The sequence below is a fragment of the Flavobacterium ustbae genome (assembly GCF_003946915.1).
GTDB classification, from domain to species: Bacteria; Bacteroidota; Bacteroidia; order Flavobacteriales; family Flavobacteriaceae; genus Flavobacterium; species Flavobacterium ustbae.
Genome location: NZ_RPOC01000029.1, coordinates 1 through 22,446 on the forward strand (window position 1 = coordinate 1; position 22,446 = coordinate 22,446).

21 protein-coding genes are annotated in these 22,446 nt (G+C 32.9%); 10 read left to right on the plus strand and 11 right to left on the minus strand.

Translation table 11 applies throughout. From position 1 onward, the window contains the following. Positions 1–359: 359 nt before the first annotated feature. The 5 genes from dnaN to EG814_RS20530 form a co-directional block, all read right to left on the minus strand. Positions 360–1,478, minus strand: coding sequence for a DNA polymerase III subunit beta (gene dnaN / locus EG814_RS20510; protein WP_111283020.1), 1,119 nt, complete (start codon positions 1,476–1,478; stop codon positions 360–362). A 108-nt stretch (positions 1,479–1,586) separates the two neighbouring features. Next, the gene (gene gldG / locus EG814_RS20515; RefSeq protein ID WP_125723737.1) at positions 1,587–3,272 is read right to left on the minus strand and encodes a gliding motility-associated ABC transporter substrate-binding protein GldG; all 1,686 of its coding nucleotides are present in this window, start codon (positions 3,270–3,272) and stop codon (positions 1,587–1,589) included. Continuing rightward, positions 3,272–3,997, minus strand: coding sequence for a gliding motility-associated ABC transporter permease subunit GldF (gene gldF / locus EG814_RS20520; protein ID WP_125723738.1), 726 nt, complete (start codon positions 3,995–3,997; stop codon positions 3,272–3,274). The genes gldG and gldF overlap by 1 nt, the downstream gene beginning before the upstream one ends. A gap of 75 nt (positions 3,998–4,072) precedes the next feature. Further along, entirely contained in the window at positions 4,073–4,369 is a 297-nt protein-coding gene (locus tag EG814_RS20525; RefSeq protein ID WP_125723739.1) for a putative quinol monooxygenase, read from the minus strand. A 303-nt stretch (positions 4,370–4,672) separates the two neighbouring features. After that, positions 4,673–5,500 carry an SAM hydrolase/SAM-dependent halogenase family protein gene (locus EG814_RS20530; protein ID WP_125723740.1) on the minus strand — a complete coding sequence of 276 codons (828 nt, stop codon included), beginning with the start codon at positions 5,498–5,500 and terminating at the stop codon, positions 4,673–4,675. A 257-nt stretch (positions 5,501–5,757) separates the two neighbouring features. On the opposite strand from EG814_RS20530, the gene EG814_RS20535 reads away from it, so the two are divergent. The 9 genes from EG814_RS20535 (at position 5,758) to EG814_RS20570 (ending at position 12,398) form a co-directional block, all read left to right on the plus strand. Then, on the plus strand, positions 5,758–6,708 hold the full coding sequence (locus EG814_RS20535; protein WP_125723741.1) for a PhoH family protein: 951 nt from the start codon (positions 5,758–5,760) through the stop codon (positions 6,706–6,708). Positions 6,709–6,855: 147 nt separating this feature from the next. Continuing rightward, the gene (locus EG814_RS20540) at positions 6,856–7,218 is read left to right on the plus strand and encodes a DUF1801 domain-containing protein (RefSeq protein WP_125723742.1); all 363 of its coding nucleotides are present in this window, start codon (positions 6,856–6,858) and stop codon (positions 7,216–7,218) included. Positions 7,219–7,354: 136 nt separating this feature from the next. Continuing rightward, on the plus strand, positions 7,355–8,185 hold the full coding sequence (locus EG814_RS20545; protein ID WP_125723743.1) for a Cof-type HAD-IIB family hydrolase: 831 nt from the start codon (positions 7,355–7,357) through the stop codon (positions 8,183–8,185). Positions 8,186–8,299: 114 nt separating this feature from the next. Next, positions 8,300–8,893, plus strand: coding sequence for a hypothetical protein (locus tag EG814_RS20550; RefSeq protein WP_125723744.1), 594 nt, complete (start codon positions 8,300–8,302; stop codon positions 8,891–8,893). 90 nt (positions 8,894–8,983) lie between these two features. Beyond that, complete coding sequence (locus tag EG814_RS20555) at positions 8,984–9,937, plus strand: phosphoribosylaminoimidazolesuccinocarboxamide synthase (RefSeq protein ID WP_125723745.1); 954 nt, start codon at positions 8,984–8,986, stop codon at positions 9,935–9,937. A 31-nt stretch (positions 9,938–9,968) separates the two neighbouring features. Continuing rightward, complete coding sequence (locus tag EG814_RS21295) at positions 9,969–10,292, plus strand: glycoside hydrolase family 26 protein (RefSeq protein WP_262701015.1); 324 nt, start codon at positions 9,969–9,971, stop codon at positions 10,290–10,292. Positions 10,293–10,315: 23 nt separating this feature from the next. Next, a complete protein-coding gene (locus EG814_RS20560; protein WP_262701019.1) occupies positions 10,316–11,101 on the plus strand; it encodes a glycoside hydrolase family 26 protein in 786 nt (261 codons plus the stop codon). 150 nt (positions 11,102–11,251) lie between these two features. Then, positions 11,252–11,650 (plus strand): ankyrin repeat domain-containing protein, encoded by a 399-nt coding sequence (locus tag EG814_RS20565; RefSeq protein WP_125723746.1) that lies wholly within the window; start codon positions 11,252–11,254, stop codon positions 11,648–11,650. Positions 11,651–12,017: 367 nt separating this feature from the next. Then, on the plus strand, positions 12,018–12,398 hold the full coding sequence (locus tag EG814_RS20570; protein WP_125723747.1) for an ankyrin repeat domain-containing protein: 381 nt from the start codon (positions 12,018–12,020) through the stop codon (positions 12,396–12,398). Positions 12,399–12,552: 154 nt separating this feature from the next. On the opposite strand, the gene EG814_RS20575 is transcribed toward EG814_RS20570, so the two are convergent. The 6 genes from EG814_RS20575 to EG814_RS20600 all read right to left on the minus strand — a co-directional run bounded on the left by EG814_RS20575 (position 12,553) and on the right by EG814_RS20600 (position 21,272). Next, the gene (locus tag EG814_RS20575; RefSeq protein WP_125723748.1) at positions 12,553–15,651 is read right to left on the minus strand and encodes an efflux RND transporter permease subunit; all 3,099 of its coding nucleotides are present in this window, start codon (positions 15,649–15,651) and stop codon (positions 12,553–12,555) included. A 3-nt stretch (positions 15,652–15,654) separates the two neighbouring features. Further along, entirely contained in the window at positions 15,655–16,737 is a 1,083-nt protein-coding gene (locus EG814_RS20580; RefSeq protein WP_125723749.1) for an efflux RND transporter periplasmic adaptor subunit, read from the minus strand. A 12-nt stretch (positions 16,738–16,749) separates the two neighbouring features. Then, on the minus strand, positions 16,750–17,997 hold the full coding sequence (locus EG814_RS20585) for a TolC family protein (RefSeq protein ID WP_125723750.1): 1,248 nt from the start codon (positions 17,995–17,997) through the stop codon (positions 16,750–16,752). An 84-nt stretch (positions 17,998–18,081) separates the two neighbouring features. Then, positions 18,082–19,443, minus strand: a complete 1,362-nt coding sequence (locus EG814_RS20590; protein WP_125723751.1) for a sensor histidine kinase — start codon at positions 19,441–19,443, stop codon at positions 18,082–18,084. Further along, positions 19,440–20,120, minus strand: a complete 681-nt coding sequence (locus EG814_RS20595; RefSeq protein WP_125723752.1) for a response regulator transcription factor — start codon at positions 20,118–20,120, stop codon at positions 19,440–19,442. The genes EG814_RS20590 and EG814_RS20595 overlap by 4 nt, the downstream gene beginning before the upstream one ends. A gap of 63 nt (positions 20,121–20,183) precedes the next feature. Beyond that, positions 20,184–21,272 (minus strand): M42 family metallopeptidase, encoded by a 1,089-nt coding sequence (locus EG814_RS20600; RefSeq protein WP_125723753.1) that lies wholly within the window; start codon positions 21,270–21,272, stop codon positions 20,184–20,186. 81 nt (positions 21,273–21,353) lie between these two features. Here EG814_RS20600 and EG814_RS20605 point away from each other — a divergent pair, with 81 nt between their 5' ends. Beyond that, a complete protein-coding gene (locus EG814_RS20605; protein WP_125723754.1) occupies positions 21,354–22,034 on the plus strand; it encodes a DUF4294 domain-containing protein in 681 nt (226 codons plus the stop codon). Positions 22,035–22,446 lie beyond the last annotated feature (412 nt).

Genomic DNA, 22,446 nt, shown 5'->3' on the forward strand with positions numbered 1-22,446 from the left:
CGCTATACAGTCTAGCTCTTGGCTGACTAAGAGATCAAAATTATAAATTTTAAAACAAAAATGCTAAAATAAAATTTAGATTTATTAGGAAATCAACACAGAATCTTTGCGTTCTCGATATATAGGGATTGCGCTCTTTGCGGTTAAAAAAACACAAAGCATATCAACTTGAAACCTGAAACCTGAAACCTGAAACTTGAAACAAAAAATAACTTAAATAAAAAACCGCAACTCTTTATGGGAATTGCGGTTTCTAGGTATAAAAAATGGTTGGTTAATAGCGATATCTTTTTTTTTACAATGATATATCTTTAATTTGAAACTAAAAAATATCCCTGTAACAGAAAGAAACTTTAATGTTAACTATTTAACATTACAGGCATTACAAGCATAGTAACTGTTTCTCCTTCTTCTAAACCATCAACTGGTGTTAAAATACCAGCTCTATTTGGCAAAGACATTTCAAGCATAATCATATCAGATTGAAGGTTGGTAAGCATTTCTGTTAAGAAACGAGAGTTGAAACCAATTTGCAAATCATCACCTTGATAATCACAAGTCAATCTTTCTTCTGCTTTGTTAGAGTAGTCAATATCTTCTGCAGAAACGTTTAATTCAGCTCCAGCGATTTTTAAACGAATCTGGTGTGTAGTTTTGTTAGAGAAAATTGCAACACGACGAACAGAACTTAAAAATAAAGAACGGTCGATCATTAATTTGTTTGGATTTTCTTTTGGAATTACTGCTTCGTAATTCGGGTATTTTCCGTCGATTAAACGACACATTAAAATATAGTTGTCAAATGAGAAAGTCGCATTTGAGTCGTTGTATTCGATTTTAACTTCTGCGTCTGAGCTTCCTAAAATACTTTTTAAAATATTTAAAGGTTTTTTAGGCATAATGAAATCTGCAACTTGAGAAGCTTTTACATCTGTACGCGCATATTTTACCAATTTATGAGCATCTGTAGCTACAAAAATCAATCCTTCTGGTGAAAATTGGAAGAATACTCCAGACATTACTGGACGTAAATCGTCATTTCCAGCAGCAAAAATAGTTTTACTTACTGCAGTTGCTAAAACCTCTGCAGGAACAAGTGTTACAGATGGATCTTCAAGACTTACAGCTTTCGGGAATTCTTCTCCAGCTGCATAAGCCAAGGCATATTTACCAGAATTTGAGCTAATTTCTACTGTATTGTTATCCTCAACAGTAAAAGTTAACGGCTGCTCTGGGAAAGTTTTTAAAATTTCAAGCAAAAGTTTAGCAGGAACTGCTACACTTCCTTTACTTGTAGAATCGATCGATAATGTAGCCGACATAGTCGTTTCAAGATCTGAAGCCGAAACGGTCAACTCATTATTGTTTAGTTCAAATAAAAAGTTGTCTAAAATAGGCAACGTATTGTTACTGTTGATTACACTACCTAAAACTTGTAATTGTTTTAATAAGTAAGAACTCGATACTATAAATTTCATCTGTTTTATTTTATTTTTTGATGGACCGTATTAGCAAATAAAGGGCTAAATATACGGATTACAAATATATCTTAAACTATCCAAACTATTACATTTTTTTATTAACATCTATTTACTATACTTTCTTTTTCTTACAAAAGTAAAAGCTAAACCAAAAACTGCTAAAATTAGAATTGGAACTCCGATAGTTATGAACTGGGTCAAAGTGTAGCTTTCGTAAACTTTTTCTTTGTCTAATAAAGGCAGTTCTACATCTTTGCTTCTAATGTTAATAAGTCCTGTGTCATCAAGAAGGTAATTAATGCAATTCATGATGAAGTCTTTGTTGTCGTATAATTGGCCAGTTCTTTGGTCGTAACCCAACTCAACCGGCATTCTGTTTTTGTCTAATTGATTGCGAGCTAAATCTCCATCAGCAACCACAATCATTTTGTTTGGTTTTCCTTTTGCGGTAAACGAATTGTCTTTAAAAGGCAAAACTCTATTTTCGAAGGCAGAATGGAAAGAACCTTCCAATAAAACGGCCAGCGGTTTGTTGCCTTTGTTTACATAATCTTGCGGAGTTGTTTTTTCGGTCACCATGTTCAGGCTGATCTCAACAGGTGCTCCAATGGTTTTAGAATATTGTGACGATTGCAGTAGAACCGTTTTTTTGATTCCGTTTTTTAAAGTGTCAATCGGATTTGCGAAATCGAATTTAATTCCGCCCAGATTTTTAACAATCGGATGCTGGCTTGTCGGATAAACCTGCGGAGCAAATTTCCAAATAAAATCTTGATATTGTGTTGCGCTTCCTTGTTCGCCAGTTGCCAGTTTTATAGGGGTTCCTTGTTCATCTTTAACCAATTCGGGATTAATTCTGAATCCGTATTTGAAGAACATATCATTCAAATTTAAATCTCTCGGATAAGCCAGCGTTGCACCCATATCATTATATAGACTATCCATGTCGGCAGCTACTTGATCAATTAGCCAAAGCGTTTTTCCTCCATTCATAATAAACTGATCCAGAACTTCTTTTTCTTCGTCAGAGAATTTTTCTGTTGGTTTAGAAATAATTGCTAAATCGTATTTTTTAAGTGCGTTTAAAGTTCCGTTTGGATCTTTGGCAACAGAATCTAAAGTGAAAGGCCCGATATAATAGCTTTCTTTAATTTGCATCAGCATTTTAGCGATATGAATCTCTTTCAATTCGCCATTCCCTCTTATAATCGCAACTTTCTTCTGTTTGTTTTTGGTAATTTTATTGATAGCATCGGCAATAGAATATTCCAAATGCTGAATCGATCCGATTACTTTTTGCGTAGTCGAAGCGCCCATTATATTTTTTAATAATGGAATATTAACTTCCTTTTCGTTATAAACTGCAACAGCCCAAGGAAAAACCATTTCTTGTGATTGTTTCCCTTTGTCGTCTACAGTAATATTTATTGGAGTTAATCCTTTTTGAAAAAGCGATTTTGTGAGTTGGTCACTTTCTTCTTCATTTTCTAACGGATCAACAAATTCGAAAACAATGTTTTTATTATAAGCTTGAAATTCTTCTAATAATTGTTTGGTCTCTTGCTGTAAACGCTTAAAATCTGCAGGAAGATCGCCTTCCATGTAAATCTTTATAGAAAGCGGATTTTGAACTTGTTTTAGAATTCCTAATGATGTTGGAGATAAGGTATAACGTTTGTCTTTCGTTAAATCAAAACGATGAAAAAATAAGGTTCCCAGTACATTTAAAACAACTAAAATAAAAATAGTGATGCCTAATGTTTTTAAATTATGTTTAGTAGCAGATTTCATTAAGCTTTATAAGATTTTAATTGATAAACAGTAAAAGACAAAAAAGCGATGGCAATGCTTAAAAAGTAAATAACGTCACGCGTGTCAATTACTCCACGGCTCATACTTTTGAAGTGATTTTGCATTCCTAAAGCCGAAATATAGCTGTTTGATCCAGGAATTAACGAACTTAATCCTTCGAAACCAAAATAAAAGAAAAAGCATAAAAATACAGCAATGATAAAAGCCACAATCTGATTTTCTGAAAGGGTAGAAGTAAAGATTCCGATTGCGGAATAAGAAGCAATTAGAAACAATAATCCGAAATAAGAACCAATCGTGCTTCCCATGTCGATATTGCCTTCTGGGGAACCTAAATCTGAAATTACTTTCACATAAATTAGGGTTGGAATAATAGCTAAAATGATCAATAAAAATGAACCAAAAAATTTACCATTTACGATTTCCCAGATTGATAAAGGTTTGGTTAATAATAACTCTAAAGTTCCTTGTTTTTTTTCGTCAGAGAAACTTCTCATGGTTACGGCTGGAATTAAGAAAATTAGAATCCAAGGCGCCAATGTAAAAAATGGAGTTAAATCGGCATAACCTGTATCTAATATATTGTATTCTCCTTTAAAAACCCATAAAAAAAGTCCGTTGCTGATTAAGAAAATCGCAATGACCAAATAGCCAATGGGAGAACCAAAAAAGGATTTTATTTCTCGTAAAATGATTGATTTCATTTAAATGTTTTGTTATTTATTGTTTAATGTTTCAGGTTTCAAGTTGCCGCATAACGTGAAACTTGAAACCTGAAACTATTTTAAGCGTACTAATTTATCCACACTCCACGCTTCTGGTTTTGCATTGAATAACTTTTTTGTAAAAGTCCAAACTGAATCAAAAAGTTCAGAATTTCTATAATTTTCTAAATCGGCTTCAGTTTCCCAATAGCTGTAAGTGAAAAAGATACATTTGTCATTTTTGTCCTGATACAATTCTAAAAAACGATTTCCTTCAGCATTTCGTATTTTGTGTTTTATCGATTCAAAATTCTCCAGAAAAGCGGGAATATTTTCTTCGTGAAAACTCATTTTTACTATTCTGACAAACATTTTTGTAATTTTAGATTGTTGATTTTAGATTTTAGATTGAAAATCGGCAATACGCGGGCAAAAATACCAAAATTGATTGTTGTTTGTAGAAAAAAATAAAATATTATTAAGCCATATTTTTTCGAATTCTTTATGGGAATTGTATTTCAGACATAGCCCACGGTTGAAACCGTGGGCTATGTTATGATGCAAATCAATAAATCTCTTTTTAGAGAAAAAATAAATTCCAATAACGAAATTCCAAATTCCAATTTTCCAGCATTTATAAATCTAAAATCTGAACTCTAAAATCTAAAATGGAATTTACGAAAATTTAATCGTAATCACATCACGATAATTCAATCCTAGCAAACTATTTGCAGAACCAACTTTAGAAGGATTGCTTCTGAAAATAGCAATTTCAAGGTAGCCAGCTTCGTTAAAAATCGCCAGTTTTTCGCCTTCATAAGTTTTAATCGGATATTTATCTGAAGTCGCAATTGCCGAATAATTTGGCAGAATCGTTTTGATGCTTTTTGGTTTCATCAGGATTTCGTACGGGCGACCACGCGAAATTTCTAAGAATTGCTTTTTAGAAATATTCGTAACCACGTTTCCAAAATGATCAATGTAAATAATATTGCCTTTTATCGAATTTCCGTCATCGGCTACAAGAGCTTGAAGTTCTGTAGCTTCTTTAAGAGAAGTTATTTCTTTTCCAATAACATTCAACAAACCGCCTTTTGAAAGATGTGATGCAACTTGGATAAAAATATCCAAATCGGTAAATTCAATAGGAAAACGGTCATGAATATTAATAGCGACAATTTTCTGCGGAACGATTTTCTGCGTCAGCATACTCAAGATTCCGTTATCGGCACAAATAAAATAATGATCGTTCCATTGCATGGCAATATGCTGGTTCTCTTTATTGCGCTCAATATCGACACCAATTAAGTGCACGGTTCCTTTTGGAAAACTCATATAGGCAGCGCCAATAATGTAACTCGCTTCGGCAGTATTAAAGGGATCAATGTCATGAGAAATGTCAATGATTTGAACTTCTGGATTTTCAGAAAGTATTTTACCCTTCAGCGAACCCACAAAGTGATCTTTCAAGCCGTAGTCTGTAGTAAGGGTAATTATTGACATAATTTTGTTTATAACTATTGATAGTATTTAAATCTAATTTTCATTAAATTTGAGAAATGCAAAGCTAATAATAGTAAACACAAATTGAAAGAAAGAAAAGACAATTTGTTAAAATAGTATGAGCTTATAGCTTTAAGTATTCAGTTCTATTCGTTTAGAAAAAATGAACACTAACAAACTGAATACTGTTACTTAAAATTAGAACCCGACAACTCTAAAAATAATAACTGAATTATTTAATTTAAAACTACCTTCATTTGAACGAAAGAATAATCGAGCTAGTAGATATTGCACCAAAAGAGTTTTGGGGCGCGCAAGACAGCCATTTAGAAATTATTAAAAAGTATTACCCGAAGCTTAAAATCGTAGCGCGAGGGACAACTTTAAAAGCATTTGGCGAAAAAGAAGTTTTAGACGAATTCGAAAAAAGATTTCAAAGATTAATGCTTCATTTTACACGTTACAATAATATTGACGACAATGTAATTGAGCGTGTCATAATGAGTGACGGTCAGGAAGAAAAAAGAGCTTACGATCATGACAAAATCTTAGTTCATGGTGTTGGCGGCAAAATAGTCAAAGCCATGACGCCCAACCAGCAGTTACTGGTAGATACGATCAAAAAGAACGACATGGTATTTGCTGTTGGTCCCGCTGGAACTGGTAAGACTTACACTGGTGTTGCAATGGCGGTTAAAATGCTGAAGGATAAAGAAGTAAAAAGAATCATATTAACGCGTCCTGCGGTAGAAGCTGGTGAAAATTTAGGATTTCTGCCTGGAGATATGAAAGAAAAACTCGATCCTTATATGCAGCCTCTTTATGATGCATTAAGAGATATGATTCCGAATGAAAAACTGGAAGATTATATCTTAAAGGGAATTATTCAGATTGCACCATTGGCATTTATGCGCGGACGTACACTTGATAATGCCTTCGTGATTCTAGATGAAGCTCAAAATACCACACATTCGCAAATGAAAATGTTTTTGACCCGTATGGGGAAAAATGCCAAATTTATGATTACGGGTGATCCTGGTCAGGTCGATTTGCCGAGAAGAACAATTTCTGGACTTAAAGAAGCGCTTTTGGTTTTAAAAGACATTGATGGTATCGGAATTATTTATCTGGATGATAAAGATATTGTGCGTCACAGATTGGTTAAAAAGGTAATTGATGCTTATAAGCAGATTGAAAATCACGATTGATTTTTATAAAATAACTAATAGCCACAGATTAAATGATTTCATAGATTTTTAGAATCACTTAAATCCTTTAATCTGTGGCTAAAAAAAATATTCGTTTTGTACAGAATTATAGATGTATAAAACGATTTTTTTTTAATTGAAATTCCAATGAAACAGCTTGATGATTTCTACTTAAAACAAGAAGAACCCATAAAAGGAATATTTCTCGCATTAAAAGAAATTATCCTTAATCAGGACAAAGACATTACTAATGTCCTGAAATATGGAATGCCCTTTTTTTGTTATAAAGGAAAAATGTTTTGCTATTTATGGATTAACAAAAAGAACAAACAGCCTTATATCGGAATTGTAGAAGGAAAACATTTTGATGAGCCTTTTTTGATTCAAGAAAAACGTTCCAGAATGAAAATTATGATGTTGAATACCGAAGAAGATTTGCCTTTAGAACAAATTGAAAAGACTATTCAAAAAGCAATTAATTTATATAAATCTGGAATTGTCAAAGTTTAATTCTTGAAAATGCATTATTTAATGAAATAGTTAAATAAATAATAAACTTGCCGTATTTCATGCTTTCAAATTGCTCAAACTTTGTTCTTCCGAGCTTAAAGCCGTAAATTTGCATTCATACCTATTGATTATTAATATGACAAAACTTAAAAATATAAAAGTGGTAGTAAGTGACCTTGATGGAACTTTACTTAATCCACAGCACCGAATTTCAGATTATACCAAATCCATTTTTCAAGAACTTCACAATCAAGGCTATCTTATTGTTATAGCTACAGGTCGTCATCATTTGGATGCAATGGCCATCATTGATAAACTTGAAATTCCTGTTTACTTAGTAAGTTCAAACGGAGCTAGAATTCATTCGCCTAATAAAGAAGAACTTTTTGCATTCAACTTAAACAGTGATATTGTAAAAGCGGCTTTAAATGTAGAAATCGATCCAGAAATTACCGTTGTATTGTTTAAAGAAAATACTTGGCAGACCAATAAATGGAATGAAAAACTTAACTCTTTTCAAGAAGAATTAAAGTATCGTCCAGAATTGGTTGATTATAAAGTATTGGATGATTTTGCTGCCATTAAAATTTTCTTTTCTTGCCCGGATCACGAGAAATTAGTAAAATTAAAAGATGAAATTTTAGCCAATTCTTCAGAACATTTGCACCATGCCTTTAGCTTACCGACTTGTTTAGAGTTTATGGACAAATCTATAGATAAAGCGGTTTCTATTGAAAGAGCTTTAGAAAAGGAAGGTTTTACATTAAAAGAGGCAGTTGCTTTTGGAGACGGCTACAACGATGTTCAAATGCTTTCTGCAGCCGGAAAAGGTCTTATTATGGGGAATGCGCCCGCTTCGTTAAAAGAAGAGCTTTCAGATTTAGAAGTTATTAAAACCAATGCCGAAGACGGAGTAGCAAGATATATTGCAACTAGAATTTTAAATAAAGAATTTGCAACAACCTAATTCAGAATGTTTTATATTCAGTTTTATTGTTGGATAATAAATTATAGTTATTTTTATAAGAGCTAATTCACAGAGAGTTAGCTCTTATTTTTTTAACCTTAATTTTTTTTAACCATGAAAAGATTTTTACTTCAAGTTGAGCGAAATTGTATTTCGGGAGCATTGGTTTTATTGCCGATTTTAGTTTTTTTTGTTTTGTTGGAAAAAGTCTGGAAGTTTTTTCAGAATTACGGAGAAAAATTTGCACATTTCTTGCGATTGGATCTTTTTTTAGGAAAATATGCTACTGATATAGCAGGCGGAATCATTTTGCTGGTCTTAGTTTATTTAAGTGGCTTCGTAATGCGCTTGGCTTTTTTAAAACATTTTGCAGAATGGATGGATGAAAAATTAATGATTTTTTTACCAGGTTATGAAAAGAATAAAAAAGAAGCTGAAGAAAGATTATTGAAAAGAGATAGTAAACCCAAGCCTGTCACAGATTTGCCAATTCTGCTCAAGAATGGAAATTTCTGGCAACCTGCGCATTTAATAGAAGAAGATCAAAACGGAGGTGCAGTGGTTTTTGTACCCAATGCGCCGGCCAAAGATCAAGGGCAAATTTTGATTGTTTCGTCAAGCGATATAAAAAAATTATCAGAAACTACGCTTGGCAATTTAGATAACTCCATAAAATCATTTGGAAAAGGAATTTTGAGCTTTAAATAATTTGCCAAAATTGAACTAATATTTTCTTTGTTTGCTCTGCCAAATAGTTTTAAATTTGCAATCATAAAAAACAACACAACCAAAAGGATAATGAGTAATACGATCACAACTACAAATTTTAATTTCCCGAACCAGAAATCAGTTTACCGCGGAAAAGTTAGAGAAGTTTATAATATTAACGACGAACTTTTAGTAATGGTGGCTACCGATAGACTTTCGGCTTTTGATGTAGTTTTACCAAAAGGGATTCCGTACAAAGGACAAATCCTAAACCAGATTGCAACAAAATTTATGGAATTGACGCAAGATATCGTTCCAAACTGGCTGATTGCAACTCCAGATCCTAACGTTGCTGTTGGACATTTATGCGAGCCTTTTAAAGTAGAAATGGTTATTCGCGGATATGTTTCGGGACATGCTGCACGTGAATATGCTGCGGGAAGAAGACAAATCTGCGGTGTTACTATGGCTGAAGGTTTGAAAGAAAATGATAAATTTCCAGAACCAATTATTACGCCAACTACAAAAGCAGATAATGGTTCTCACGACGAAGATATTTCTCGTGAAGACATTTTAGCAAAAGGAATTGTTTCTGAAGAAGATTATTTAGTTTTAGAAAAATATACACGCGCTTTATTTCAAAGAGGAAGTGAAATCGCTGCTCAAAGAGGATTGATTTTAGTAGATACAAAATACGAGTTCGGAAAAACAAAAGAGGGTGTTATTGTTTTAATTGACGAAATTCACACACCAGATTCTTCTCGTTATTTTTATGCTGAAGGATATGCCGAAAGACAAGCAAAAGGGGAGGAGCAGAAACAATTATCTAAAGAATTTGTTCGCCGTTGGCTAATCGAAAATGGTTTTCAAGGTCAAGAAGGACAGCAAATTCCTAATATGACAGATGAATATATCGAATCTGTTTCTGAAAGATATATCGAATTATATGAAAATATTTTAGGAGAGAAATTTGTAAAAGCTGATATTGACAATATTGATCAACGTATTGAAAAAAACGTATTAGATTACCTTTCTTCAAAATAGTAATTTAGGGTTTAAACTAACTATTTAAACCATGAACTTTATACCGAAAAAAAATGCCTTGCTTTTTGTATGTATTACAGCAGGGCATTTTCTTTTTGCGCAAATTGATAAAAATGCGACAAAAGAAACCAAAAACCTTTACCAGAATTTAAAAACTATTTCTAAAAATCATATTCTTTTCGGGCATCAGCACGCACTTGAATACGGTCACGGATGGAGCAATGAACCCAATCGGTCAGATGTAAAATCGGTTACGGGTTCGCATCCAGCAGTTATTGGAATTGATTTTAGTGATTTTTCTGGAAGATCTACAGAACAGATCGAAAAAGCAAAAGAAGTTTTAAGAAAAATGTAATTGCTACTTATGAAAGAGGCGGAATTACAACGGTTTCTTGGCATTTTAATAATCCAGCTTCTGAAGACGGATTTTATTGGAAAGACGGAATTTCGACAGCTTCAATGGCTTTGATAAAACCTGGAGGATCTCATCATGAACAGTATAAAGAAATTTTAAAAACTGTTGCCGATTTTGCCCATTCAGTAAAGGCAAAAGACGGAAAACTTTCTCCACTGATTTTCAGGCCTTTTCACGAATTTGATGGTGATTGGTTCTGGTGGGGAAAATCGCAAACTTCTAGAGAAGATTTTATTGCAGTTTGGCAGTTTACGGTTTCTTATTTAAAAGATACTTTAGGAGTCCACAACTTTATTTATGCTTTTTCTCCAGACAATCGATTTAATTCGGAAACAGAATATTTGGAACGTTATCCCGGAGATCAATATGTTGATATGTTGGGTATGGATGATTATGGAGATTTTGGAAGGGATGGAAAATATGATTTAGAAGCAGGAATAAAAAAGCTCAAAATATTTTCTGATTTAGCTATTAAAAAGAATAAACTTGCCGCATTTACCGAAACAGGTTTAGAATCTATTCCAAATGAAAATTGGTGGACAGACGTTTTACTGAAAGCACTAAAATCTGAAAACTTAGAATTGGCTTATGTTTTAGTATGGCGAAACGATGCTGTAAGTCCAACCCATTATTATACGCCTTTTCCTGGTCAGGTTAGTGAAATGAATTTTTTGAAATTTTATGATGATCCTTTTACACTATTTGAAAAAGATTTAAAGAATATTTACAGCAAAAAGTTTAAGATTTAGCTTATTTCTTAATTGAATAGAAAGCGCAATTTGGGTCAGCCGGATTGCGCTTTTTTATTTTTTTCAAAAAGCATGCAACCAAATTGACTTTTATGTCGTCTAAATAGAAATCATCATCATCATCAATCATTTAACAAACAATCAATCATCATGAAAAAAACAGTAATCATTTTAGGAGCAGTTTGCCTTTTGGGTAACACTTCATTTGCATCAAGTTTCGATTTAAAAATTAAAAATCAAATTGAATTTTCAGACTACGGAAAATCGCCATTGCATCTCGCAATAAGTATAGGAGATGTTGAAGCCGTTAAGAAATTTGTACAATACGGAACCAATGTCAATAAAATGGCGAACAATATGACGCCATTAATGGTTGCGGCACGATTTAATCAATGTGAAATTATCAAAATTTTGGTTGCAAATGGAGCAGATTCATCAATCGAAAATTCACATGGGCTTACAGCTTTACATTACGCGGAATATGCAAAAGCAACAGATTCAATTACTATATTGAAAGTAATAAAAGAAAATCGAAAAATTAGAAAATAGAAAAAAGGAAAGTGCAATTCAAAAACTGAATCGCACTTTTTTATTTATAGGCTTTAGAATCAGGCTTGTATTCTATGATTTTTAGTAATAAAATAAGCTTATAAAATAAATGGTTTGTTTCAGATGCTGAAGTTTTTTAAATTGTTTGAAAAAAAATAAGATTTATTGTAACATTTTTGTTTTTATGTAGTCTATTATAGTAAAACCATTAATTTGGTAATGTTTAGGTTCTTTAATTATGGTATTATTAAGTAAGTGTTAAGAATTGGTTAAAACACAGTACTTTGTAATGCATAATACGATAAAATAATTTACTTTTACATCAGAATTAAAATCATCATCAATCATTTAACAAACATCAATCATTATGAAAAAATCAGTTATTTATTTAGGATTAGCCTTAGTAACATTTGGAAATGTAGCTATGGCTTCAAATGAAGTTTCAACTATTAAAAATCCAGTTGAACGTACAGGTTATGCAGCAAATCCTTTGAATGTTGCTATTAGCAAAGGAGATCTTGAAACGGTTAAGAAATTTATTGAATATGGAGCAGACGTAAATTTAATGTCTGAAGATCTTACACCATTAATGATAGCCGCACTTTACAATAAACACGAAATCATTAAAGTTTTATTGGCTAGCGGAGCAAATCCAAGCACCAAAAATGAAAAAGGTTATACCGCATTGAAATATGCACAAGGATCAAATGCTTCAGATGCAATTGCACTTTTGAAAGATTTGAAATAACAGTTTAATTGAGTTTTGAATTAGTATAAAAAGACCTTTCTGAGCAAAAGGTCTTTTTTTTGCGTTATAAAGTTCTAAAAACAAAGAAGCATCATTACTAGAATGATGCTTCTTCTTTTTTAAATCCCAACAAATTGATTTAAAACTAATTAATTTATTCTATTGGCACATCTTTTTTTCTGTTGAATACCCAAAATAAAATTGGGAATACTAATAGAGTTAAAACTGTTGCAGTCATTAAACCACCAATAATTACAATTGCAAGAGGTTTTTGAGATTCTGAACCGATCCCGGTAGAAATTGCAGCAGGTAACAATCCGATTGAAGCCATCAAGGCTGTCATGACTACGGCTCTTGTTCTGGCTTTTACACCCCTGAAAATAGATTCTTCTAGCGAAAGTTTAGCCTTCAGATTATGGTGGAATTCTGATATAAGAATAACACCATTTTGAATACAGATTCCTAAAAGAGCAATAAAACCAACTCCAGCAGAAATTCCAAAATTCATTCCTGTAATATGTAGGGCTATGATTCCACCAATAATCGCAAACGGTACGTTAGCTAGAACCAGAAGAGAATCCTTGAAGTTTCCAAACAAAATGAATAACAAGACAAAAATTCCGATTAAACTTATCGGTACGACTTGTGCCAAACGCGCACTTGCACGAACCTGATTTTCAAATTCTCCTGTCCAACCAGTTGTATAACCCGCAGGAAGTTTTAATTGGTTAACTTTAGATTGCGCTTCAGCAATTGTACTTCCTAAATCTCGATCACGCACAGAGAATTTTACTCCAATAAAACGTTTGGTATTATCTCTGTAAATAAATGCAGGACCTGTAATAGTTTTAATATCGCAGATTTCTTTTAAAGGAATTTTGACTCCGCTGATTGTTGGAACTTTTATTTCCTCTAAATCTTTTTCATCTTTTCTGTATTCTTTAGAAAAACGAACACGAACATCAAATTTCTTTTCATCTTCGTATTTTTCAGTTGCCGTTTTTCCTCCAAATGCTAATTCTAAAACAGCTTGCGCATCACTCAAAGTTACGCCGTAAGCGGCCATTTTTTCTCGATCTAAAATAACACTTATTTCAGGCTGCCCGACATTTCTTAAAATACCAACATCTTTAATTCCAGGAATATCTTTTATTTGAGCAAGAACTTTATTGGCAAGTTCGTCGAGTTTATTCAAATCATCTCCATAAATTTTAACCGCATTCGATGCTTTAAATCCTGCTACAGATTCGGCGACATTATCAATTACAGGTTGCGAATAATTGTAGGTAATTCCCTGATGAATTTTCAGTTTGTTATCCATTTCATTTATCAGGTCGTCCATAGAAATTTTACGTTTCCATTCTGATTTTGGAAGTAAGTCAACCTGAAGCTGAATAAACCCAAAACCATTCGGATCGGTTCCGTCATTGCTTCGTCCTGTCTGAGATAAAACTTTTTTAACCTCAGGAAAACTTTCCAAGTCTTTTCTAATCATTGCCGCCGTTTTCACACTCTCAGGAAGAGAAGTACTCATAGGTAATTCTGCTGTAACCCATAAAGCTCCTTCGTTTAACTGTGGCAAAAATTCTGTTCCTAAGAAACCTGCAGAAAAGAAAACAGCTCCCAGTAACGCTGTAGACGCAATTAGCGTTTGAATTTTATGTTTAAAAGTCCAAGCAAATCCTTTAGATACAATTCGATCCCAGAAATTTACAAACGGATTATGCTTTTCTTTTACATTTTTATTCAATAAAATATGAGAAAGAACAGGAACTAAAGTCAAGGTAAAAATGAGCGCTCCCAATAAAGCAAAACCTAATGTAAAGGCTAATGGTGAGAACATTTTTCCTTCTACTTTCTGGAAAGAGAAAATAGGAAGTAAGGCAGTAATGATAATCAGTTTAGAAAAGAAAATAGCTTTACCCATTTCTGTTCCCGTTTTCTTGATTAAGCTTCCTTTTGCAATTTTATTGAATTTTTCCATTCCCAACTGATGCGCTCGATGATCTAAAACTACAAACAATCCTTCAACCATAACGACGGCTCCATCAATGATAATTCCGAAATCGACCGCACCTAAACTTAATAAGTTGGCGCTCATTCCCATCATTTTCAAGCACAAAAAGGCAAATAAAAGAGAAAGCGGAATGACAATAGAAACCGTAAAAGTAGTTCTCCAGTCGGCCATAAATAGGAATACAACAACAGTAACTAGAATAATACCTTCAAATAAGTTGTGCATTACCGTTTCGGTCGTAAAATTCATCAGATTATCACGATCGTAGAAAGTTTCAATCTTAATATCTTTCGGAAGAACATTTTCGTTAAGATCTTTAATTTTAGCTTTTATTAAGGCTAAAGTTTCTTGTGGATTTTCGCCTTTACGCATTACCACAATTCCTTCTACGGCATCGTCATTATGTCCAATACCAGTTTGTCCGACTCTTGGCATTGAACTTTCGTAAACATCGGCTAAATTTTTAACCAATATTGGATTCCCGCCCGCATCATCAACAATAATATTTCCAATATCTTCTCTTGATTGCAATAAACCAACACCACGAACAACAAAAGCTTGTCCGTTTTTTTCAATCACATCACCACCAACATTTAAGTTGCCAGCATTTACGGCATTATAAACCTGCAATGGCGTGATATTGTATTTAGCCAATTTAATTGGGTCAACTCCAACTTCATAAGTTTTAGTCTGCCCTCCAAAAACATTCAAATCGGCAACACCAGGAAGAGAACGAAGCTGTTTATCGATAACCCAATTTTGGTAAGTCAATAATTGTCTACTATCTCTGCTGTCGCTTTTTACAATATATCTGAAAATTTCTCCAGTTGGCCCATAAGGAGGCTGCACATCTGGTTCTACATCATCTGGAAGCGAAACGTTTTTTAATAAATTATTTACTTGAAAACGGGCAAAAGTATCATCAACACCGTCATCAAAAATGATTTTTATTACAGACAAACCAAACATCGTAATGCTTCGAACACTGGTCTTTTTCTGAACAGAATTCATTGAAATTTCGATAGGAGAGGTAACGAAGCGTTCTACTTCTTCGGCACTTTTTCCATTCCATTGTGTAATAATAATGATTTGCGTATTGGTTACGTCTGGAAAGGCATCAATAGGCATGTTTTTGAATGAAATAAATCCAGCCACAGCCAATAATCCGACCCAAAAGAAAGTAAATGCTTTGTTCTTTAGCGAAAAAGCAATAATATTTTTAATGAATTTGTTCATGTCTTAGTTATTTAAAGCCCCGTAAATGAATAGCTGATTGTTTGTGATTACCTTTTCATTTTCTTTTAATCCGCTCGAAATGTAAGTTGTGTCTCCCACAACTCTGTAAACTTCTACTTGTCTGGTTTCGATATTGTTTTGGTCTTTAAATACTACCACAAAGTTTTTACTTTTATCAAACACAATAGCTTTACTAGGTACGGCTATCATGGACTGATTTTCATTGAAAGACAATTTAATATTGGCATTCATATCAGGTTTAAGCATATAATCTTTATTGCTTAATTTAATTCTAGCCTGCATTGCTTTAGTTTCTGGATCAATGACGTTGTAGATTTTATCTACTTTTCCGTAAAATGTTTTGTCAGGATAACTTAAAGTTGTAACCGCTGCATTGGTTCCTAATTTTACTTTATTAATATCAATTTCATTAATATTAGCCATAGCCCAAACCTCGCTAATTTCTGCAATATCGAAGATGTTTTCAGAACGGTCATTTCGCAAAAGCATATCTTGATTGATGCTTTTCTGAATAATAAAACCGCTTATTGGAGCTGTAACTTCATAAATAGATCCAGCTTTAATGCTGTAAATCTTGTACGTTTCTTGAATTTTACTCAATTGAGATTGTGCTTTATTCACTTCAGATTTTGCCTGAAGAACATCGCTTTCAGAATTTAATTTACCGTCAAATAATTCCTGGGCTACTTTTAAATTGTTTTTCGCGACAAGCAAATCACTTTTGGCATCAATAGATTGTTTTTCAAAATCTGCTACATCTGTACTTTTTATGGTAGCAAGAACTTGTCCTTTTTTTACATAATCTCCAAGCTCAACGTTTACTTTCATTACATTTCCGCCAACTAGCGGATACACGTCAATCATTTTATTATCGTCAGCTGTGATTTTACCATAAAAACTTAGTTCATTTTTAAGAGGCTCCATTTTGGCGTCGGCTGTTGTAGTCGTTTTTAGCATATCGTTGCTCAAAACAAAAGAAGTATTGGTTTCAGGATTTTCAACTTCTTTTTTACAGCTTGTCAGAGATAAACTTACTATTGCGATTCCTAAGAATATATGTTTCATTTTTATACTTTTTTAAAATAAATCTTTGTTGATGGTACTATTTAATTCTTCGCCAGCGATAACTACTTTCTTTTTTAATTCATTTAACTGAATTATTGCTTGATTATAGCTTTCCATAAAATCGGTAAATTCTAAAAGGCTTACGTTTCGTTTCTGAAAGTTGGTAAGCATTCCGTTGTAAACCGCTTCAAAATCAGAATTCACAGTTGGTTTAATCACACTGTAGTTTTGTCTTGACTCATCCCATTTAGTCCAAGCAGAAGTAATTTCGGTTTGAAGTTGTAGTTCAAAACTTTGTTTTTCAATTTTAGATTGTTCTAAAATGGATTGGGCATATTTAATATTTCCTTTATTTCTGTTCCATAAAGGCAGTGGAATACCGACACTTAAATTGGCTTCATTATTAAACGCTCCACTTCGCTGATCGTAGTTTGCTCCCAAAGTTATATCTGGAACCGCAAGTGATTTTTGCCATTTTACATTCAATTCATTAGCATCAATTTCTTTTTGCTTAGCAAGATAATCAGGTCGATTTGCTATCGCTTGTTCTTCAAAACCTTTTAGGTCAAAAGCAATTAATTTTAAGTATTTATCTGAATCTTCTTTGTCTACCGTAGGAATCACATTTTCAGTTTCATTCAAAAGAAGTTTCAAATTTGCCTGTTCTTCTATATTATCATTAATGACTTCCAATCGTTCATTTTTGAAGTTAAGATACAATGACTGCAAACGAACTACGTCTTTTAAAGGTACATTTCCTTTTTGGGCCTGAATAGAGTACGAGTTGATTAAATTCTCGATATGGGCTAATTGTTTATCTGTATTTTCCAGATTTTTAGAATTATAATAAACAGTAAAAAAGCTTTTGCGTAATTGTAGTTTTAAGGTACGCAATACATCGTTAAACTGAAGTTCTGCCAATTGTGCATTTGCTTGAGCAAGTTTAACTTCATTTCGTTTTTTACCACCAAGATAAATAAGCTGCTCAATTGCAAATACTTTCTGACCATTTTTACCAATGTCAAAAAACTTATCCCGTTCCGGATTATAAGCATTCAATTCTGCTGTTATAGTTGGGTTGTCCCAAATCCTAGCCTGAATAGTAAGAGCTTTTGCTGCATCAATATTATATTGTGATGCCAGTAAAAAAAGATTCTTTTTTAAGAATTGGCTTTCACAGTCTTGAAGAGTAACTGTTTTTTGAGCCATAACCGCCTGATTGAGGAATACAAGCAGTAAGAATGCATATAGTTTTTTCATTGTATCAAATTTATTTTATACAAATATGCTATCACTTGACTTTAAGACGCCTTAAAATCTACCTTAAAAATAGCTTAAAATAAATTATCTATGAAAAATAATGCTAAATAAATTAATGTTAGTGTCTGGAATACTGTAAGTTATGTGTGAGTTGTGAAGATTTAGTATACGATTTACAATTCGAAGCCCTAATCCAAAACCGGTGATTCCTTTAGAGTTTTCGCCACGCATAAAAGGCTGAAAAAGATTTTTTTGTTCTAAATCATTTAAGGTACGTCCAGAATTTGAAATCGATAAAACAAGTAAACCATTTTCTGTACCAATATTTACTTTTGCCTGTTTATTATCAGAATAAATATAGGCATTCTTTAAAACATTGGTAATGGCTATTTCTAAAAGGTTTTTATTGCCATTAATTTCTAAAGCCGTATCCAAATCATCACTTTCCTCCATTTCAAAAAGAATAACAAAATCTGGAAATGTTTTATTTGTTTTTTCAATTGAAGAAAAAAGGATTTCATCGATACGCTGAACTTCATTATGATCAGTTTTTCGATTGTCCATTTTAGAAAGAATCAATAACGAGTTTATCAATTCACTCAAATGATTGACATCGTCTAATATGTTATTTAAGAAAGATTTCCTTTTAGGATTAATTTCAGGATCAACGATGGCATTTTCAATCTGAGAAGTCATCCTAGAAAGAGGAGTTCGCAATTCGTGAGAAGCATGAGCAGTAAACTCTTTTTGCTTCTGGTAGGATATTTCAATTCGGTCCATCATAAAATTAAACTCATCTGCGATTAAATCAATTTCGTTTTTAGTACGATGTGATGTAATTCGAGTATCAAGATTATTTTCATTAATATTTTTTATTTTCTGATGAAAAGCATCAAGAGGATTTAATGCTTTTTTTACCGCAAAAGAAGTTAAAAGCCAGCAAATGGTAGTAAAGAGTAAATAAGAAATAACTAATGTATATCTTAGAAATAGCAATTTTTTTTTGCCATAATCGTCGGTTGCAGAAATAAGCGCATAGAAATCTTTATCGTTGGTGTCATAGAAAACACCATATACTTCGTAATCGCCCTGCTGTTTAAAAAAGGTTTTGTTCTTTTTTAAATATTTTAAATCCTCAATTGACCAATTTATTTTAGCATCATCAATGCTGCTATAAATCAATTTGAAGTTAGAATCGAAAACAAGCGTTTTTTCATCGTAAAGTTTATTGATAGAATTTTGGTCAATTATTTTTAAAAGCTGATTATCGACACGCTTTACATTAACAAGCAATTTGATGTTGGATAAAGCTTTAATTTCTAATCGATCTCTAAATTCTTCTTTTCTATAATTAGAATATAAAACGAATATCACCGTAGATGCCAAACCAAAAAGAATGGTAAATAGCAAACTAACCAAAAGTGATATACGATTTTTTAATGTCATTCCTTATCGCTTAAATAATATCCATAACCAACTTTGGTTCGAATAAGTTTCATTTCGTGATCTTTATCTATTTTCTTTCTCAAAAAGTTAATATAAACTTCTATAGTATTCTGATTGGTTTCTATATGATAATCCCAGAGTTTATCGGCAATAAACTGTTTCGAAAGCACTTTTCCTTTGGCATGAGCCAAAATTAAAATTAAATTGAACTCTTTTGGAGTAAGTTTTATTTCTTCTCCAGATCTAAAAACTTTCATCTCTTCTTCCAAAATTTCAAGATCGTCCACTACAATTTTGTTTTCCATTTGCTGCGGAACTTCCTTTCTTCTTAAAAGCGATTGAACTCTCGCGTACAATTCTTCAAAATGAAAAGGTTTTACCAAATAATCGTCAGCGCCATTGTCAAAAGAAGATAATTTGTCTTCAATTTCGCTAAAAGCCGTAAGCATTATTATAGGAGTCTTTTTATCAACTTTGCGAATATCTCTGCAAACATTAATTCCGTTTGTTCCTGGAACATTAATATCCAGAATAATCAAATCGTAATCGTAAGGGAAATATTTTTTTATGAGAAGAGAACCATCATAATAAGGAAAACACTCGAAATCCTTTGAAACAAAGAATGCCGAAATTTCTTTAGACAAAGTAAAATCGTCTTCGAGCAGTAATATTTTCATGTTGTTTGGTATTTGTAAATCCAGATCTATTTATTGATCCGGATTTACATTAGAAATATATTTTTATTTAAAATAAGAAAAAGTTTCGTTATTCTCAATTTTTAATAAAGATTCGTAGATCAGCTGGATTACGTTTTCAACATCATCTCTGTGAACCATCTCTACAGTTGTATGCATATAACGCAACGGAAGCGAAATCAACGCAGAAGGCACACCGCCATTGCTGTAAGCAAACGCATCTGTATCTGTACCCGTAGCTCTTGATGTAGCATGTCTCTGAAACGGAATTTTATTCTCTAAAGCAGTATCCACAATCAAATCACGTAATTTATTCTGAATTGCCGGAGAATAACCAATAACAGGGCCTTTCCCCATTTTAAGATCACCTTCCACTTTTTTGTCAATCATTGGAGTAGTAGTGTCGTGGCAAACATCGGTAACAATGGCAACATTTGGCTTAATTCTGTGCGCAATCATTTCTGCTCCGCGAAGACCAATTTCTTCTTGAACAGAATTTACGATATATAAACCAAAAGGAAGCGTTTTTTTGTTCTCATGAAGTAAACGCGCAACTTCAGCAATCATGAAACCGCCCATTCTGTTATCAATGGCGCGACAAACAAATTTATTCTCGTTCAAAATCATAAATTCGTCTGGATATGTAATCACACAACCCACATGAACACCTAAAGCCTCAACCTGTTCTTTAGTTTCGCATCCTAAATCAATAAAAATATTGCTCAATTTCGGAACCTCTTCTTTGTCGCGTAAACGAGTATGAATCGCTGGCCATCCGAAAACACCTTTTACAATTCCATTTTTAGTATGGATATTAACCCTTTTCGAAGGAGCAATTTGATGATCAGAACCTCCATTACGAATAACATATATTAAGCCATCTTCTGTAATATAATTTACATACCATGAAATTTCGTCCGCATGTCCTTCAATAACAACTTTATAGGGAGCGTCAGGATTAATTACTCCAACAGCAGTTCCGTAAGTATCAGTTATAAAAGTATCAACATAAGGTTTCAAATAATCCATCCAAAGTTTTTGACCTTCACTCTCGTAACCAGTAGGAGAAGCATTATTTAAGTAACTTTCTAAGAAAGCTATAGAGTTATCATTTAAGATAGAATTTGTACTCATAAAAATTTTTTTTTGCTAAAATATAAATTTGGTATCAGAGTTGTGTATAAATATATAATTTTACACTTAAATTATGATTCAATGAGACTAACCACCTTTTTACTTTTTATATTAATTTGTTTTTCTTCCAAAGCCCAAGTTACTCCCAAAGAGAATGAACAAATGGGTTATATCCTTACAGAAAGAGATTCAATTTTAGGTGATACCATTCAGCTTCCTGAAATAATTGTTTCCAAAGGGCAGAAGATGAGCCCGGAAGAAATGAAGCAATTTCAAATTCTTCAAAATAGAGTATATAAAGTGTATCCGTATGCGAAACTAGCTGCAGAAAGATTAACAGCTTTGAATAACGGAATGGCAAGATTAAAAACCAACCGTGAAAAGAAGAAGTATTTTAAAATCGTAGAGGATTACTTAAATAATGAATTTGAACAAAGACTTAAAAAGCTTTCCAGAAAGCAAGGGCAGATTTTAGTAAAGCTCATTCATCGCCAAACAGGAATTACGACTTACGAATTAATCAAAACGCTAAAAAGCGGATTCAAAGCCTTTGTATCTAATTCAACCGCAAATTTATTTGACATTAGTTTAAAAGAAGAGTATAAGCCCTATGATGTAAACGAAGACTATTTAATAGAGACCATTCTGGTACGAGCATTCGAATCTGGCCGACTCATGAACCAAAAGCCTGCTAATCCAGTAAATTATGATGATCTAGCAGAAAAATGGCAGCAGAAAGCAAAAGAACTAACTAAGAAATAATTTTACATATATATAAGTATTCAACCCGACAGGTTTCCAAAACCTGTCGGGTTTGTTTTTTACATATTATATAACTAAGAATATAATTGGCGACAATTTTACAACTAGATTATATCCGCTCCTAAATAATCGGCATTAACCCGACAGTTTCCAAACCTGTCGGGTTTCTCTTTTATATAGGTATAGCGTTATCCAGCCAATCTTCCATAGAGACGCACCGCAGTGTGTCTCACGCCCCCGTGTAAAAAAGCGGTTCTCCCCAGCTGAGCGCAGCGAAGCCTTTCGGGTTTGGAATTTGGAATTTGGGATTTGGAATTTAAAGATTTGATAATAATAAGGAGCTTAATCCCGCTATCCGCTTCAATCTTTTGTCTGGCTAAAGAAACCAGACAAAAGGATTTCCGCTACTATC